The sequence below is a fragment of the Micromonospora sp. LH3U1 genome (assembly GCF_028475105.1).
GTDB lineage: Bacteria > Actinomycetota > Actinomycetes > Mycobacteriales > Micromonosporaceae > Micromonospora.
In genome coordinates this window covers 3308694-3323132 of the sequence record NZ_CP116936.1, presented here as the reverse complement: position 1 = coordinate 3323132, position 14439 = coordinate 3308694, and the positions used below count along the sequence as shown (strand labels likewise).

Genomic DNA, 14439 nt, shown 5'->3' with positions numbered 1-14439 from the left:
TCAGGTGCGCCGGTGGTGCATGCCGAGGCGCAGCAGCACGAAGCGCAGTGCGGTGGCGGCCAGGTTCGCGGCCACCAGCACGGTCAGCTCCACCGGCCGGGCCGGTACGGCGTCGACGACGTGCAGCACGGCCAACGAGCCACTGGTCAGCGCCAGGCCGAGCGCGAAGGCCAGCAAACCCTGCAGGTGATGCCGACCGGCGTGCCGACGTCCGCTGATGCCGAACGTCAGCCGCCGGTTCGCGGCCGTGTTCGCCACCGCGGTCACCAGCAGCGCCAGCAGGTTCGCCGGTTGCGCGCCGAGCGCGCCCCGGGTGGCCACGAACAGCAGCAGGTACGCCAGCGTGCTGGCCACCCCGACCGCCGCGAACCGGATCAGCTGCCGGGGCAACCCGACCGGCACCTGCCCCGGCGGCGTGTGGCCGGGCTGCCCGGACGGCGCGGTCAGCGGCGCCCGGCCCATCTGCGCCCGCAGCTCGGTCAGGGGCAGCGCGCCGGTCAGCAGTGCCCGGCCCAGCCGGCCCACCCCGCGCAGGTCGGCCAGAGCGGTGGCGACGACGTCGACGCGGCTGTCCGGGTCGTCGACCCAGTCCACCGGCACCTCGTGGATGCGCAGCCCGGCCCGCTGGGCGAGCACCAGCAGCTCGGTGTCGAAGAACCAGCCGGTGTCCCGCACCAACGGGAGCAGCTCACCGGCCACGTCCGCGCGGATCGCCTTGAACCCACACTGCGCGTCGGAGAACCGCGCGGCCAGCGCACCGCGCAGCAGCAGGTTGTAGGCCCGCGAGATGACCTCCCGCTTGGCACCGCGCACCACCCGGGAGGTACGCGCCAGCCGCGTGCCGATCGCCAGGTCGGAGTGACCGGAGATGAGCGGTGCGACCAGCGGCAGCAGCGCCGCCAGGTCGGTGGAGAGGTCCACGTCCATGTACGCCAGCACCGGCGCGGACGACGCGGACCACGCAGCGGACAGCGCCCTCCCCCGCCCCTTGGCGTCGAGGTGCAGCACCTCGACGCCGGGCAGCTCACCGGCGAGGCCGTCGGCCACCGTGAGGGTGTCGTCGACGCTGGCGTTGTCGGCAATGGTGATCTGGAACGGGTACGGGAAGTGCTCGCTCAGATGAGCGTGCAGCCGCCGTACGCACGGCCCCAGGTCGGTCTCCTCGTTGTAGACCGGGATCACCACATCCAGCACCGCACCGGTGGTGGCGGGTCGGGCCTGGACGGCGACCCGGGGGCCGCTGAGCGCGGTCACGACGCCTCCGTACCGGTGCTCAGGTCGTAGACGGTGACACCGTCGACGGTCTGCGCCGTGAACGTCTCCTCGACCCAGGCGGCGATCTCCTGGGAGGCGGAGCTGCCGCCGTTGGCCCGGAAGCCACCGCCACCCACGAAGTAGTGGATCTTTCCGTCGGCGACGTAGCCCTGGAACTGCGCGAGGGTCGGTGACGGGTCACTGCCGTTGAACCCGCCGATCGGCATCACCGGGTCGCCGGTGGCGAGCTGATAGCCGGAGGCGTTGTTGGAGCCGACGGTGGCAGCCACCCACGTGTAGTCGCCGCTGTCACGCTCCAGCAGTGCGCGCAACGCGGCGCTGGGCTCACGGGCGTCGAGCAGCCCGCCCATTCCCCCGCCGGCGTCACGGCCCTGCCCACCCCCGGGGAGGCCGGGAGCCTGACCGCCGGGAGCCTGACCGCCGTCGCGGCCGTCGCCGGGACGCTGTCCGCCACCCGGGAGCTGCATGCCGCCCGGCGGTTGCCCACCGGGGAAGCCGCCCCGACCGAAGCCGCCCGCGACGGACGGGCCGGCGCTCGGGATCGAGCCGGTGTGTGGGGTCGCGGCGGTCTGCACCGCGTACGCGACCGGGCCGGCCAACGCCGCTGCCGCGCCCAGACCCAGCACCACCGGCATCAACCGGCGGGGCAGCCGACCGGCCAGCAGGATCAGGGCCGCGCCGACCAGGCCGGCGACCAGCACGGCGGTCCGCAGCCACGGGTACCAGTCGGGGCTGCGCCCGAGCAGCACCCACGCCCACCAGACGGTGACCGCGAGCGTGCCGGCGAGCGTCACCGTGGCGGCCAGGGGACGCCACCGCTGCCAGCGCGTGCCAGCGGTCGCGTCGGTGCCCGAACCGGGCAGCGCGTGGCGCTGCCGCCAGAGCAGCGTCACACCGATGCCGACAAGTGCGCCGATCGCCGGGGCGAGCGCCACCGTGTAGTAGGCGTGGAAGATGCCGGACATGAAGCTGAAGATCAGGCCGGTGACCAGCAGCCAGCCGCCCCAGAGCAGCAGCCCGGCCCGGGTGCGGTCGGTACGGGCCGCGCGACCGGCCAGCAGCAGGCCGGCGACCAGCAGGATCAGCGCGGCCGGCAGCAGCCAGGAGATCTGACCGCCGATCTCGCCGCCGAACATCCGCAGCACGCCGGTCTGCCCCGAGAACGGGCCGCCGCCACCGCCCCGCGGGCCGCCACCACCGCCGACGCTGCCCACCTCCTCGCCGGTGATCCGGCCGAGGCCGTTGTAGCCGAGGGTCAGCTCCAGGATGCTGTTCCCCTGCGACCCGCCGATGTACGGGCGGGCGCTGGCCGGGACCAGCTCGACGATCGCCACCCACCAGCCGGCGGAGACCACCACCGCCAGGCCGGCCAGCAGCAGTTGCCGGACCCGCCGCCACAGCCCGGTCGGCGCGGCCAGCAGGTAGACGCCGGCGAAGACCGGCACCACCAGGAACGCCTGCAACATCTTGGTGAGGAAGCCGAAACCGACCAGCACACCGACCAGCACGATCCACCGGGTACTGGCCACCTCCAGGGCCCGGACGGTGGCGTACGCCCCGGCGACGAGCAGCAGGACGAGCAGCGCGTCGGGGTTGTTGAACCGGAACATCAGCGTCGCCACCGGGGTGACCGCGAGGACCGCGCCGGCGATCAGGCCAGCCACCGGCCCGTACCAGCGCTTCACGGTCGCGTAGAGCACGCCGACCGAGGCGACCCCGCAGAGCGCCTGCGGGACGAGCATCGCCCAGCTGTTCAGACCGAATACGCGTACGGACAGGGCCATCAGCCACAGCGACGCGGGTGTCTTGTCGACGGTGATGGAGTTGGCGGCGTCCGACGAGCCGTAGAGGAACGCCTTCCAGCTGACCGAGCCGGCCTGCGCGGCCGCCGCGTAGAACGAGTTCGCCCAGCCGGAGGCGCCCAGGCCCCAGAGGTAGAGCAGGCCGGTGGCGAGCAGCAGGACCACCAGCGCGGGCCTGGTCCAGGCCGGCGAGCGGTGCGTCGGCGGCAGGGTCTCTGTTCTGTCCATGGGGCCAGCCTCGACGGCGGGGCTGGCGCGACGCCGTGCGCGAACTATGCGTCAGCTGTGGGATTCGGCAACCGGACGGTGAACACGGTCCGACCCGGACGGCTGTCCACCCCGACCGTGCCGTGGTGGGCCTCCACCACGGCCGCCACGATCGCCAGGCCGAGGCCGGTGCTGCCGTGCGCCCTCGACCGGGAGCCGTCGCCGCGGGCGAACCGCTCGAACATCTCCGGTTGCAGCTGCGCCGGCACGCCCGGCCCGTCGTCGGCGACGCTGAGCACCGCGCTGTCCGCGTCGATGGCCAGCGTGGTGGTGACCGTGCTGCCGGGCGAAGTGTGCACCCGGGCGTTGGCCAGCAGGTTCGCCACCACCTGGTGCAGCCGGGCGGCGTCGCCGGGCACCCGGATCGCCACCTCGGGCAGATCGAGCTGCCAGCGGTGTTCGGGACCGGCGACGTGCGCGTCGCTGACCGCGTCCACCACCAGGGCGGTCAGGTCCACCGGGTCCGCCGCGAGCGGCCGGCCGGAGTCCAGCCGGGCCAGCAGCAGCAGGTCGTCGACGAGGCTGGTCATCCGGGTGCTCTCCGACTCCACCCGTCGTAGCGCGTGCGCCACGTCGGCGGGGACCTCGTCGCGGCCGCGCCGGGCAACCTCGGCGTAGCCACGGATCGCCGCGAGGGGTGTCCGCAACTCGTGGCTGGCGTCGGCGACGAACTGGCGTACCCGCGTCTCGCTGGCCTGCCGGGCGGCCAGCGCGTCGGCGACGTGGCCCAGCATCCGGTTCAGGGCCGCGCCGACCTGGCCGACCTCGGTACGCGGATCGGTGTCCGCGGCTGGGACCCGGACGGCGAGCGCCACCTCGCCGCGGTCCAGGGGCAGCTCGGTGACCCGGGTGGCGGTGGCGGCCACCCGGTTGAGTGGGCGCAGCGTGGCCCGGACGATCAGCGCAGCGGCGGCTCCGGCGATGACCAGCCCGACGGCGGCCACCGCGACCTGGGCGGCGACCATCCACCAGACGGTCTCCTGCACGCCAGCCAGCGGGATCGCGACGACACGTACCGCGCCGTCGCGGAACTGCCGGGCCACGGCCCGGTAGTCACCGCGGGCGCCGAGGTCGACGGTGCGCGGTTCGGCGCCGACCGGCAGGTCCGCCAGTGTGGCGACCTCCCCGACCGGGACGGACTGCTCGTCGGGGAACGGATCGTCGCTGGACGGGCTGTTGGTCAGGGTCCGCGCGCTCGTCACCCGGCCGTCGGTGAGCTCGGCGACCACCGAGCCGGACGGCAACCCGAGCGGGACGCCCGGTCCGTTGCCCGGGAAGGCCGGCCGCCCCGGACGGTCGCCCCGCATGGCCGTCGCGGGCGCCAGTTGGGCGTCGAGCCGGTCGATCAGGAAGTGCCGCAGCGCCACCGTGGTGAGGCCACCGATGGCGACACTGACCAACGCCAGCAACGCGACCAGGGCAAACACCAGTCGGGTACGCAGGGAGCGGCCGGCCAGCCATCGGCGGGCGGCGCGCACCGGGCGACGCTTACTCGGCGGGTTTGAGGACATAGCCCGCGCCACGCAGCGTGTGGATCATCGGCGCCCGACCGGCGTCGATCTTCTTGCGCAGGTACGAGATGTACAGCTCCACCACGTTGGCCTGGCCGCCGAAGTCGTAGTTCCACACCCGATCGAGGATCTGCGCCTTGCTGAGCACCCGGCGCGGGTTACGCATCAGGTAGCGCAGCAGCTCGAACTCCGTCGCGGTGAGGGTGATCAGTTGACCGTCGCGGCGTACCTCGTGGCTGTCCTCGTCGAGGCTGAGGTCGCCGACGGTGAGGACCGCGTCCTCCCGGGCGGCGACCGCGAAGCCGGAGCGGCGCAGCAGCGCGCGTAGCCGGGCGATGACCTCCTCCAGGCTGAACGGCTTGGTGACGTAGTCGTCGCCACCGACGGTCAAACCGGCGATGCGTTCCTCGACGGCGTCGCGGGCGGTCAGGAAGAGCACCGGCACGGTGGGGGCGTGCTCGCGCAGGCGGCGCAGCACCTGGAAGCCGTCCAGGTCGGGCAGCATCACGTCGAGCACCACGGCGTCCGGCTGGAACTGCCGGGCCGCGCTCAGCGCCGCCATGCCGTTGCCCGCGCTGCGGACCTGCCAGCCCTCGTAGCGAAGCGCCATCGACAGCAGGTCGGTGAGCGTCGGTTCGTCGTCGACCACCAGCACCCGGACGGGTTCACCGTCGGGGCGGCGCAGCTCGATCCGGCCCGGCCCGGCCTGCCCGTTCATGACCATGTCCCCCATCGTGGCCGCGACGTCTGTGCCGCGCCCCTGCGGGAGCTGTGTGCCAGCTGTGCGGCCCGGCCGACGCGACGCCGGCGTCGCCACCGGTCAGCCCCGACTCGTGGTCACTCGGACACCCCGTACGCGTCGGTGCGCAGGAACCGCATGCTCCAGCCGCCCGCGTCGTCGGGCCGGTCGCGTTCGTAGAGGTGGTCGGGGCCGGGCTGCACCGGGCCGGTGCCGTCCGGGTGCCGCATGATCCAACGCTGTGGTGGGGCGCCGTCCGCACCGGCCGGCAGCAGCCGAACCAGGCCGTCCGCGGGGCCGCCGACGAAGCGTACGGTTACCTCGCCCATCGCGACACTCCCTCGGGTGACCGTGCCGGCACAATCGGTGACACCAGCTCTGGCTCGCAAGCTACCGCAACCTCCGCCCGTGCCGCAGCGGGTGCGCGGGCTGGGCTCCCCTCGAATCCCGCGCCGGTTTGCCCAGCTCGGAGCCCGGGTACCGCGACCCAAGCACCCGCGCTCGGCGGGACGAGGGCGAGGAGTGATCGATGCGCACGCTGGACGGGCGGTACCAGCTCGAGCAGCGCATCGGAGTGGGCGGGATGTCCGAGGTGTGGCGGGCGCACGACCAGGTGCTGGACCGGCCGGTCGCGGTGAAGCTCATCCTGCCCGGTCCCGACGGCCAGGACGGCCCCGTGGACCGGATCCGCGCGGAGGCCCGATCGGCGGCCCGCCTGGTGCACCCGAACGTGGCGAGCGTGCACGACTTCGGCACCTCCTCGACGTGGCCCGGCCGCCCGGTGCCCTACATCGTGATGGAGCTCGCCGAGGGTGAGACGCTCGCCGCGCACCTGCGCGCCGGGCCGCTGGACTGGCGAATCTCGGTGCGGGTCTGCGCGGAGGTCGCCGCGGCGCTGGCCGCCGCACACGCGGAGGGCATCGTGCACCGCGACGTCAAGCCCGCCAACGTCATGCTCACCCCGTCGGGGGTGAAGGTGCTCGACTTCGGCATCGCCGTCCCCGCCGGCACCCCGGACCCGATGCCGACCGGGATCGTGCTGGGCACCCCGGCGTACCTGGCGCCCGAGCAACTGGACGGGGTGCCGGCCACGCCAGCCTCCGACATGTACGCCCTCGGCGTGCTGCTCTACTACTGCCTCACCGCCCGTCTGCCGTACCACGCGGTCACCACCCACGAACTGCTCGGCGTACGCCGCTGTCAGCCACCGGAGCCGCTACCCGAGATCGACGGGCTCCCGCCGGAGGTGGCCGAGTTGTGCCACTCCTGCCTCGCCGACGACCCCGAGCAGCGCCCGAGCAGCCTGATCGCAGCGCTGCTGCTGGCCGAGGCCGTGGACGCCCGGGTGTACGTGCCGATGACGATCCCGACGACCCGCCGGCCGGCCCGGACGTCTCCGTGGACCGAACGCGCCGCGATGGAGGCCACCGAGGCGGTGCAGGTGCTCGACGAGCCGAACCACCTCTCCGGGCGCTGACCGTACGGTCCACGGCGTTTCGCGGGGCGGCGGCCGGGTAGCCGACCTGGTGAGCGACGGGAGAAACGCGATGCCGGATCAGAGTTCCTGGCTGCGTGAGGCCACAGCGACCGCCGAGGGCGGTCACGTACGCACCGACGATGGCGGGCTCTCCACCGCGCTGGCTTCACCGCTGGCGCCGCACTGCACCGGGCTGACCCCGGAACAGTTGCTGGCCGCGGCCTTCGCCTCCTGCCTGCATCACGCGGCGGTGGAGGTGGCCGGGGAGATCACCGACGAAGCGCACACGGTCCAGGTGCGGGCGGAGGCGAAACTGGGGCGTGACAACGACGGCCGGTACCGGGCCGACGTGCACGCGGAGATCTCCTCAGCCGGCCTGAGCCGCGATCAGCTGGCCGACCTGGTCGAGTACGCCGACCGGCTCTGGCCGTTCTCCAGCGGGGACGCCAGCCGCCACCGGCTGACCGTCACGCCAGCGGAGAACGGCCGGCATTAGTCCGGTCGTCCGGCTGGCCGGTGTGCCTGGCCGGTTGCCTGGCCGGCGACGCCCGGGTGGTCCGCCGTCGCGGCGGGCGTGTCCCACAGGGGCAGGCACCCTGCACGCTGCGTCCTTTGCTCTGCTTCACCCCAGGCAACACCCGACGTCCGCTATCCGGACGCGAGGTGTTTCCTCCTTTGAAGCAGAGCAAAGGACGCAGCCAGGCCGACCCCACCGCCACTGCTGACCCTCTCCCCTCCGCGCGATCTTGCACTTCCTGCCCGCGCATTTAGACACATTCGGCGCACAACGCCGACAGCAACTGCAAGATCGCGGGGACCGGGAGGGGCGCGGGAGGGTGGGGGCGGGGCGTCTGGTGGGGTGCGGACGGCTGTTTGGTGGGGCTGGCATCGACTGTATGGCTGAGCGTGCGGGGTGCGCGGATTCCGTGTTGAGCGCCGGACGGGGCGTCTGTATATGACGGGCGAATCGGGAATAACCGGCTCGCCTGCTTGGCGAATTTGATGAGACTTGCTCCGCTTTTGCCCATTAAAGTCGGGCTGATCGGGGCAAATTGTGGCGCATGCCACCGTACGGGCCGATGGCATCGAGCATTCAACTCTTTAGCCTCGGCGGGTGGATCCCGACGACCCCGCCGACCAGAAGCTGACCGACGCGCGCCCGACCACCCGTTCGGATGATGCCGCATCAACCGCACGGATGACTGGCCGTCACCGCGTCCCCGAGCCGTCCCGGCGCCCCCTGTGGGGCTCGACCCCGGTCCGGGTGGCGCTGGCCGCCGGTGTCACCTGCTGCCTCAGCCTCGTCGCGGTCGCCAGCACCCCCGGCAACGACGAGACGCCCCGCACGGTGGAGCCGCTCGCCGAGGCGGTGGCCGACCGTGCCGCCATCGCCGACGAGCGCGCCTCCCGGTCGCTGGATCGCGACGTCGCCCCCGCACGCGTGCTCCCCAGCCCGACGGCGAAGCCCACAGCCACAGCCACACCCACCGCCGTACGTAAGGCGCCCAAAAAGCCGGTCAAGCCCCGCCGACCCCGACCGGTCGCCGGCCTCGACCAGGCACAGATGGACAACGCGAAGATCATCGTGGACGTCGGCCTGGAGATGAAGATGCCGCGCCGCGCCCTGGTGGTGGCTCTGGCGACCGCCATGCAGGAGAGCAACCTCTACAACCTGGCCAGTGACGTCCTCCCGGAGTCGGCCGACTACCCAAACCAGGGCAGCGGCTCCGACCACGACTCGGTCGGGCTGTTCCAGCAGCGGCCCAGCAGCGGCTGGGGCACGGTGGCCGAGCTGATGCGCCCGTCGTACGCCGCCCGAGCCTTCTACAGCGCGCTCAACGAGATCCTCGGCTGGCAGGACATGAGCGTCACCGCCGCCGCCCAGTCCGTGCAGATCTCCGCCTACCCCGACGCGTACGCCCAGCACGAGGAGCGGGCAACCACCGTCGCGGCGGCCCTCACCTCCTGAGCCGGGAGCCCCGGTCGGTGTCCGCGACGGCCGGACGGCGCTCCGGTACGCCGGCAGCCGCGGTCGGGGTGTCCGCGGGCACCTGATCCACCGTCAGCTGGCTGAGGATCTCGTCCACCCGCGCCTCGCGTCGCCGACGGACGTACAACGCCGCTTCGAAGTCGCGCCGGGCCTGCACGGCTTCCGTGTACGCCCGCTCACGAACCTGCCGTGCCTCTTCGCGGGCCTCGTCCAGCGCGAAACGAGCCTGGGCCAGGACCTCGGCGGCCTCGCGGCGCACCGCGTCACCGCCGTGCCGGCTGCCGCTGGCGTCGCCCAGGTCCAGCCGCTGTAGGAGCCCGCTGAGCCAGGCGGCCTCCTGGCGGATCTCGTCCCACTCCCGGGCCGCCCCGGCCGCGCCCTCAGCCCGCGCCGCGAGCCGGGACAACCGGATCCCCAGCTCATCCAGGCAGGAATCCACCTGCCGCTGGTCGTAACCGGTCTCAACGACGGAGAACCTCATACTGTCGCCCCCCAGGCAGCTGCTGCTGTTACTTCCCCACCTGGATCCTCGGCTGCGACCGCAGCCGCCGAGGGGGTTCGGGAAAAATGTTCAGCATGCGCGAGCGTGGGGGTACGTCAGACGCGCTTGGGCAGCACGACCACCCGGCCGAAGAACTCGTCGATGCGGCGGACCACGTCGTTGAAGTCGTCCAGGTCGATCGGCTTGGTGACGTACGCGTTGGCCTGAAGCGTGTAGCTGCCGACGATGTCGGTGTCGGCGTTGGAGGTGGTCAGCACGACGATCGGGATGGTCCGCAGATCCTCGTCCTGCTTCACCGCGCCGAGCACCTGCCGACCGTCCATCCGCGGCATGTTGAGGTCAAGCAGGATCACGTCCGGCCGACGGGCCTGCTCGTGCCGGCCCTCGGCGCGGAGAAACTCCATCGCCTCCTCCCCGTCGCTGACCACGTCGATGACCTTCGCGACGTCGGAATCCGCCAACGCCTCCTCGATCATGAGCACGTCGCCCGGGTCGTCGTCGACCACCAGGATGCGTACCGGCTGCGGGCTGTCTGCGCCCATCACTACCTGCCTCGGGTTGGTGGAGACGGGACCTGACGGTCACCGCGCTGGCGGGGAAATCTAGCCCATCAGAGGGCACTGCGGGACGCGGGGTCGACCGACTCCGGTTCGTAGCGCAACACGTCGGCCAAGCCGGTCACCCGCAACACCCGCTCGACGCGGCCATTGGCGCCGGTGAGCCGAAGCCAACCCCCGTCGGCCGCCACCTGATTGTCTCCCTTGACGAACACGGCCATCCCGGTGGAATCGCAGAACGTGAGGTCGGTGAGGTCGAGCAGCACCCGGCTCTCGCCTGCGGCGATGAGTCGGTCGATCGCGGCGGTCAACTCGGGGGCGGTGCTCAGGTCCAGCTCGCCCGCGAGCCGCAGGCAGGGGCCACCGCCGTCGCGCTCGACATAGCTGACGCTGAACGTCACCGTTCTTCCCCTCGCTCCACCTTTGGGTGGGACGTTTGCAGTGCGACAAGTATACGCAGGGCCCAGTTGCCGAACACCGGGCGCGGGTGATCGACCGGGTGCCGGCGGCGCGCCCGGTCAGCGGCCTGCGACGGGCAGCGCGGCGCGCCCCAGGGCCAGCACCTGCCCCGCCCGGGGGAAGTCACGCAACGCGACGCCGTAGTGCTCCAGAGGCTGCGCGACCGCGGTGGCGGGCACCCCCCGACTCACCAGGATTTCCGACAGCCACTCGACGAACTCGGTGAACAACGAGGCGTCGTCGACGTAGACCGCCGCGGCCAGGAAATCCACGATGTGACCCAGGTCGCTCACGGTCGAGTCGAGCTGAGCGGCGGTGTAGGACCGGGCCGCCGGCACCCGCTCGAACAGGTCCGCCAACGCGCTGTCGATCAGCTCACCACGACGCCGCAGCAGGCTGGCGTACTCGTCGTCGGCCAGGTGCGCCAGCCGCGCCGGCGGCACCCCACGCAGCGCCCGCTCGTCGGCGATCAACTCGGCCGCGGAGGGCGCGTCCGGCGCCCAGGCCACGCCGAGCCGACGCGCCCACCGACCGTCCACGCCGAACCCGCGCCCCCCGACCACCACCGGCACGTCCGAGCGGCGGCACGCCTCGATCATCCGATGGGCGTGTGGCAGCCGCATCGGCAGCGCGCACGCCAACGCGACCGCGTGCGCGTCGTAGCGGTGCAGGTACGACACGAGGTGCGCCGCAGGCACGCTGGCACCCAGGAAGGTCACCTGCCAGCCGCGTAGCCGCAGCACCTCGGCCACGAGCCGGGGCGGCAGCGCGTGCCACTCGCCGTCCATGCACGCGACCACGACCCGTCCGCCGGTCGGGCGCGGGTTGACGTGCCCGGCCACCGCCGCCACCACCTGCTCGCTGATGTGGGTGGCGGCATGCTCCTGGGCGACGCTCCACTCGTTGCGCGCCCACCGCTCACCCACCTCGGCCTGAGCGGGCGCGACCAGGTCGAGAAGCACCCGCTCCGCCGGTACGCCCGCGTCGAGCAGGCCGATCGCCATGTCGATGGCGGCGTACTCGTCGGCGTCGCCGAGGCAGTCCAGGTAACCGGGGTACGCATCGGTCGGGTCGGCGGCGAGGGGTCCGGCGGGGGCCGTGGGGGCGGTCACTCGTCAGTCTCCTTCTGCTGGTCCGCGTCGGCTGGTGCGGGCACCGAGTGCAGGTGCCGTGACCCGCGCCCGCTCGGGCCGGCTGCCCGCACCGCCAGCACGGCGATGTCGTCGTGGTCGCCATGCGCCAGCCAGTCGCAGGTGACCTGCTCAACCCGCTCGGCCAGGGCCGGCGCGGGCATCCGTTGGCAGCCGGTCAGCGCGGTGACCAGCCGTTCCGTGCCGAACTGCTCGTCGCCGCGGCGTCCACCTCGGGCTTCGGTCACCCCGTCGCTGTAGAGCAGACAGGTCTCACCCGGCGCCAGCCGCACGGTCGCCTCGCCGACGCGGGGGTCGGGCACCACCCCGATCAGCATGCCGCGCAGCGGCACCGACTCCACCTCGCCGGAGGCGCGCAGCACCAGCGGCGGCAGGTGCCCTCCGCTGGCCATGGTGAGGGTGAGGCCCCCGTCGCGCTGCGGGCGGGCCACACCGAGCACCATCGTGGCGAAGCGGCCCTGGCCGTGCGCCTGGGTCGTCTCCAGCAGCGCGTCGTTGAGCAGCCGCAGCAACCGCCCGGGGTGCGACTCCAATCGGTGCAACGCCTGCAGGCACTGGCGCAACTGACCGGTGAAGACGGCCGCCTCGACGCCCTTGCCCGACACGTCGCCGAGGAAGAACACCGAGCCCCCGTCGGGGAGTCGGTGCGAGCCGTAGAAGTCGCCACCGATGCGCAGTCCCGCCTGCGCGGGCCGGTACGCGGTGCCCCACTGCACACCGGCGGCCTCGGCCGGCTCGATCGGCAGCAGACTGGCCTGGAGGGTGTCGGCCACCTCCGCCTGGTCGCGGTAGAGCAGAGCGGTGGTCAACGCCGCGCCGGCGCGGGCCGCGAACGCGCGGATCAGCTCCACGTCGGCCTCGTCATACCAGCGCGTGGCGCGGGCCACCAGCAGCACACCGACCGGTGCGTCCCGGCCGGGCAGCGGGACGACCCGGGCGGCGCTCCCGGTGCCGGCGAGCCCGGGCAGCCAACCAGCGTCGACCGCCTGCTCGACCAGCCAGTCCACCGCGTGCGGCTCGACCCCGGTCAACCCGTCGGCGATGGCGACCGGCAGCTCACCGTCGGCCAGCACGCCGCTGTCCACCATCGGCGCCTCGCCGTCGGTGCGCGAGGCCCGCCACCAGCGGGCCCGACCGGCACGCGGGGCCAGCACCAGCACGGCCACCTCGGCCAGGGTCGGCACGGCGAGTCGGACGACCGCGGCGGCGGCCCGGTCGGGGTGCAGCGGGTTACCCAGCTTGTCACCGACCACGGCGAGGAAGGCTGAGCGTGCCCGCTCGGCGAGCAGCGCGTCGGCGCGGCTGACGCTGTCGGTGACGTCCTCGACGTACCAGCAGCAACGGGCACCGGAGAGGGGCACCTGGCGGGCGGTGAGCTGGCGCCCGCGATAGGTGAAGGCACCGGCGGTGCCCTCGCTCAACCCGGGCACTCCGGCCGCGCTGAGCAGCTCGCCGGGCGTCACCTCGGGCAGCAACCGCTCGGCCACCGGGCTGACGTGCCGCACGACGCCATCGGCGTCGCAGACGACCAGGCCCTCACGGAAGTGTTCGACGACCTCGAACAGGTCAGGTGCGGGCTGACCCCGGTCGGGGGCCAGCGGCGGCAGGGCCGCTGTGGGTCGGGGCCGGACGTCGGCGGACCACGCCGGGGAGCGTGTCGTGCTCGGCGTGGAGATCCGTCCGTCGCCCGGGTCGTAGTCCCTGACGTCGGAAGCAGTCACCAGCTGAGCCTCACTCCTTGTCATCCACCCGAACCCGTACCGGAACCGGCGTCTATGGTCAAAACTGTTCAGCCCACACTACGCGGGTACGGGGAAAGCGGCATCTCGGCGCAATTGGCGGGCACCGCCGCCACCGCCCGAGCGGCACCGGGGCGACCGTTCTCGTGCGCGTCGTGGCCCCCGCGTTGCGTTCTTCCGCCCGACGGGGAAGATGGTGGGATGTCGGACCAGCTGTTGACCATCGAGGCGACCCGGCTCGACGCCGGGCACGTCCGACTCCGGCTGACCGGTGAGCTCGACTACGACACCGCGCCCGAGCTGGTCGCGGCGGCGGCTGACCTGCACGGCGACGGGCAGGACCAGGTGCTGATCGACCTGACCGGCGTGCGCCTCTGCGACTCCTCCGGGCTCAGCGCGCTGCTGGTGGTGCACCGCCGCGCCGGGGCGATCCGGCTGACCGGCGTCAGCCCGCAGCTCCAGCAAATGCTCGACCGGACGGGCCTGACCGAACTACTGGCCGTGGCGCACGCCAACGACCTGCGCGCCATCGGCTGACCGCGGCCACCCCCGGAAAACGGGGATGGCCCCCGACCCTGGGACCTGGGGTCGGGGGCCGGAGGAATGTCTAGGGTGCCGTCATCGGCTGGAGCCGAGGGCCGCTCTCGCGCAGCTCGCCGGTCGGGGTCGGGTCGACGTCCTCGGGTTCTCCCGAATCGGGCGTCTGGTACAGGTAGCGGACGAACTCCCCACCCACCTCGTTGTCGTCCGCGCCGGGCCACTGGCCGATGCAGTCCATGCCGACCACTTCGCGGCCAGTCCCGTCGGCCTCCTCCAGCAGCGCCCACAGGCTCACCGGGTAACACCTGGTGACATCGGGGTTGAGCTGCCAGCGTGCGTACCAGCCGGGTCGGGCGGGGACGATCTCGACGATCTGTTTCATGACGACCTTCCTTCCGCGTACCTCGGAAGAACTCCGGTCCTGACCTGA

The 14439-nt window shown here is 72.8% G+C and carries 15 protein-coding genes; 4 read left to right on the top strand and 11 right to left on the bottom strand.

All coding sequences use genetic code 11. From position 1 onward, the window contains the following. The 5 genes from PCA76_RS15035 to PCA76_RS15015 all read right to left on the bottom strand — a co-directional run bounded on the left by PCA76_RS15035 (position 1) and on the right by PCA76_RS15015 (position 5923). Positions 1-1254, bottom strand: coding sequence for a glycosyltransferase (locus tag PCA76_RS15035; RefSeq protein WP_272618713.1), 1254 nt, complete (start codon positions 1252-1254; stop codon positions 1-3). Continuing rightward, positions 1251-3305, bottom strand: a complete 2055-nt coding sequence (locus tag PCA76_RS15030) for an ArnT family glycosyltransferase (protein WP_442930225.1) — start codon at positions 3303-3305, stop codon at positions 1251-1253. Before PCA76_RS15030 ends, PCA76_RS15035 begins: the two co-directional genes overlap by 4 nt. A gap of 44 nt (positions 3306-3349) precedes the next feature. Then, entirely contained in the window at positions 3350-4855 is a 1506-nt protein-coding gene (locus PCA76_RS15025) for a sensor histidine kinase (protein WP_442930224.1), read from the bottom strand. Next, on the bottom strand, positions 4833-5579 hold the full coding sequence (locus tag PCA76_RS15020; RefSeq protein WP_272618712.1) for a response regulator transcription factor: 747 nt from the start codon (positions 5577-5579) through the stop codon (positions 4833-4835). The genes PCA76_RS15025 and PCA76_RS15020 overlap by 23 nt, the downstream gene beginning before the upstream one ends. 113 nt (positions 5580-5692) lie before the next feature. Continuing rightward, positions 5693-5923 carry a hypothetical protein gene (locus PCA76_RS15015; RefSeq protein WP_272618710.1) on the bottom strand — a complete coding sequence of 77 codons (231 nt, stop codon included), beginning with the start codon at positions 5921-5923 and terminating at the stop codon, positions 5693-5695. A gap of 200 nt (positions 5924-6123) precedes the next feature. Between PCA76_RS15015 and PCA76_RS15010 the strand changes: the two genes are divergently transcribed. The 3 genes from PCA76_RS15010 to PCA76_RS15000 all read left to right on the top strand — a co-directional run bounded on the left by PCA76_RS15010 (position 6124) and on the right by PCA76_RS15000 (position 9040). After that, entirely contained in the window at positions 6124-7071 is a 948-nt protein-coding gene (locus tag PCA76_RS15010; protein ID WP_272618709.1) for a serine/threonine-protein kinase, read from the top strand. A 70-nt stretch (positions 7072-7141) separates the two neighbouring features. After that, positions 7142-7567, top strand: coding sequence for an OsmC family protein (locus PCA76_RS15005; RefSeq protein ID WP_030332593.1), 426 nt, complete (start codon positions 7142-7144; stop codon positions 7565-7567). Positions 7568-8185: 618 nt separating this feature from the next. After that, the gene (locus tag PCA76_RS15000) at positions 8186-9040 is read left to right on the top strand and encodes a hypothetical protein (RefSeq protein ID WP_272618704.1); all 855 of its coding nucleotides are present in this window, start codon (positions 8186-8188) and stop codon (positions 9038-9040) included. Here PCA76_RS15000 and PCA76_RS14995 read toward each other — a convergent pair. From PCA76_RS14995 to PCA76_RS14975, 5 genes are all read right to left on the bottom strand, one after another. Next, the gene (locus PCA76_RS14995; protein ID WP_272618702.1) at positions 9030-9542 is read right to left on the bottom strand and encodes an ATPase; all 513 of its coding nucleotides are present in this window, start codon (positions 9540-9542) and stop codon (positions 9030-9032) included. The genes PCA76_RS15000 and PCA76_RS14995 overlap by 11 nt on opposite strands. A 116-nt stretch (positions 9543-9658) precedes the next feature. Beyond that, positions 9659-10105: a response regulator gene (locus tag PCA76_RS14990; RefSeq protein WP_272618700.1), complete on the bottom strand. Its 447-nt coding sequence runs from the start codon at positions 10103-10105 to the stop codon at positions 9659-9661. Positions 10106-10173: 68 nt separating this feature from the next. After that, positions 10174-10521 (bottom strand): STAS domain-containing protein, encoded by a 348-nt coding sequence (locus tag PCA76_RS14985; RefSeq protein WP_272618698.1) that lies wholly within the window; start codon positions 10519-10521, stop codon positions 10174-10176. 117 nt (positions 10522-10638) lie between these two features. Then, positions 10639-11691: a cobalamin B12-binding domain-containing protein gene (locus PCA76_RS14980; RefSeq protein ID WP_272618697.1), complete on the bottom strand. Its 1053-nt coding sequence runs from the start codon at positions 11689-11691 to the stop codon at positions 10639-10641. Then, positions 11688-13451, bottom strand: coding sequence for a PP2C family protein-serine/threonine phosphatase (locus PCA76_RS14975; protein ID WP_272618695.1), 1764 nt, complete (start codon positions 13449-13451; stop codon positions 11688-11690). The genes PCA76_RS14980 and PCA76_RS14975 overlap by 4 nt, the downstream gene beginning before the upstream one ends. 219 nt (positions 13452-13670) lie before the next feature. Between PCA76_RS14975 and PCA76_RS14970 the strand changes: the two genes are divergently transcribed. Next, the gene (locus tag PCA76_RS14970) at positions 13671-14006 is read left to right on the top strand and encodes an STAS domain-containing protein (protein ID WP_272618693.1); all 336 of its coding nucleotides are present in this window, start codon (positions 13671-13673) and stop codon (positions 14004-14006) included. 70 nt (positions 14007-14076) lie between these two features. Here the strand turns inward: PCA76_RS14970 and PCA76_RS14965 are convergent, their stop codons facing one another. Beyond that, a complete protein-coding gene (locus tag PCA76_RS14965; protein WP_272618691.1) occupies positions 14077-14391 on the bottom strand; it encodes a hypothetical protein in 315 nt (104 codons plus the stop codon). Positions 14392-14439: the final 48 nt, after the last annotated feature.

Bases quoted from the DNA above. Each gene is read 5' to 3' on its own strand.
- PCA76_RS15030 (WP_442930225.1), bottom strand. From the start codon at position 3,305: ATGGACAGAACAGAGACCCTGCCGCCGACGCACCGCTCGCCGGCCTGG.
- PCA76_RS14970 (WP_272618693.1), top strand. From the start codon at position 13,671: ATGTCGGACCAGCTGTTGACCATCGAGGCGACCCGGCTCGACGCCGGG.
- PCA76_RS15015 (WP_272618710.1), bottom strand. From the start codon at position 5,923: ATGGGCGAGGTAACCGTACGCTTCGTCGGCGGCCCCGCGGACGGCCTG.
- PCA76_RS14995 (WP_272618702.1), bottom strand. From the start codon at position 9,542: ATGAGGTTCTCCGTCGTTGAGACCGGTTACGACCAGCGGCAGGTGGAT.
- PCA76_RS15010 (WP_272618709.1), top strand. From the start codon at position 6,124: ATGCGCACGCTGGACGGGCGGTACCAGCTCGAGCAGCGCATCGGAGTG.
- PCA76_RS15020 (WP_272618712.1), bottom strand. From the start codon at position 5,579: ATGGTCATGAACGGGCAGGCCGGGCCGGGCCGGATCGAGCTGCGCCGC.
- PCA76_RS15005 (WP_030332593.1), top strand. From the start codon at position 7,142: ATGCCGGATCAGAGTTCCTGGCTGCGTGAGGCCACAGCGACCGCCGAG.
- PCA76_RS14990 (WP_272618700.1), bottom strand. From the start codon at position 10,105: ATGGGCGCAGACAGCCCGCAGCCGGTACGCATCCTGGTGGTCGACGAC.
- PCA76_RS15025 (WP_442930224.1), bottom strand. From the start codon at position 4,855: ATGTCCTCAAACCCGCCGAGTAAGCGTCGCCCGGTGCGCGCCGCCCGC.
- PCA76_RS14965 (WP_272618691.1), bottom strand. From the start codon at position 14,391: ATGAAACAGATCGTCGAGATCGTCCCCGCCCGACCCGGCTGGTACGCA.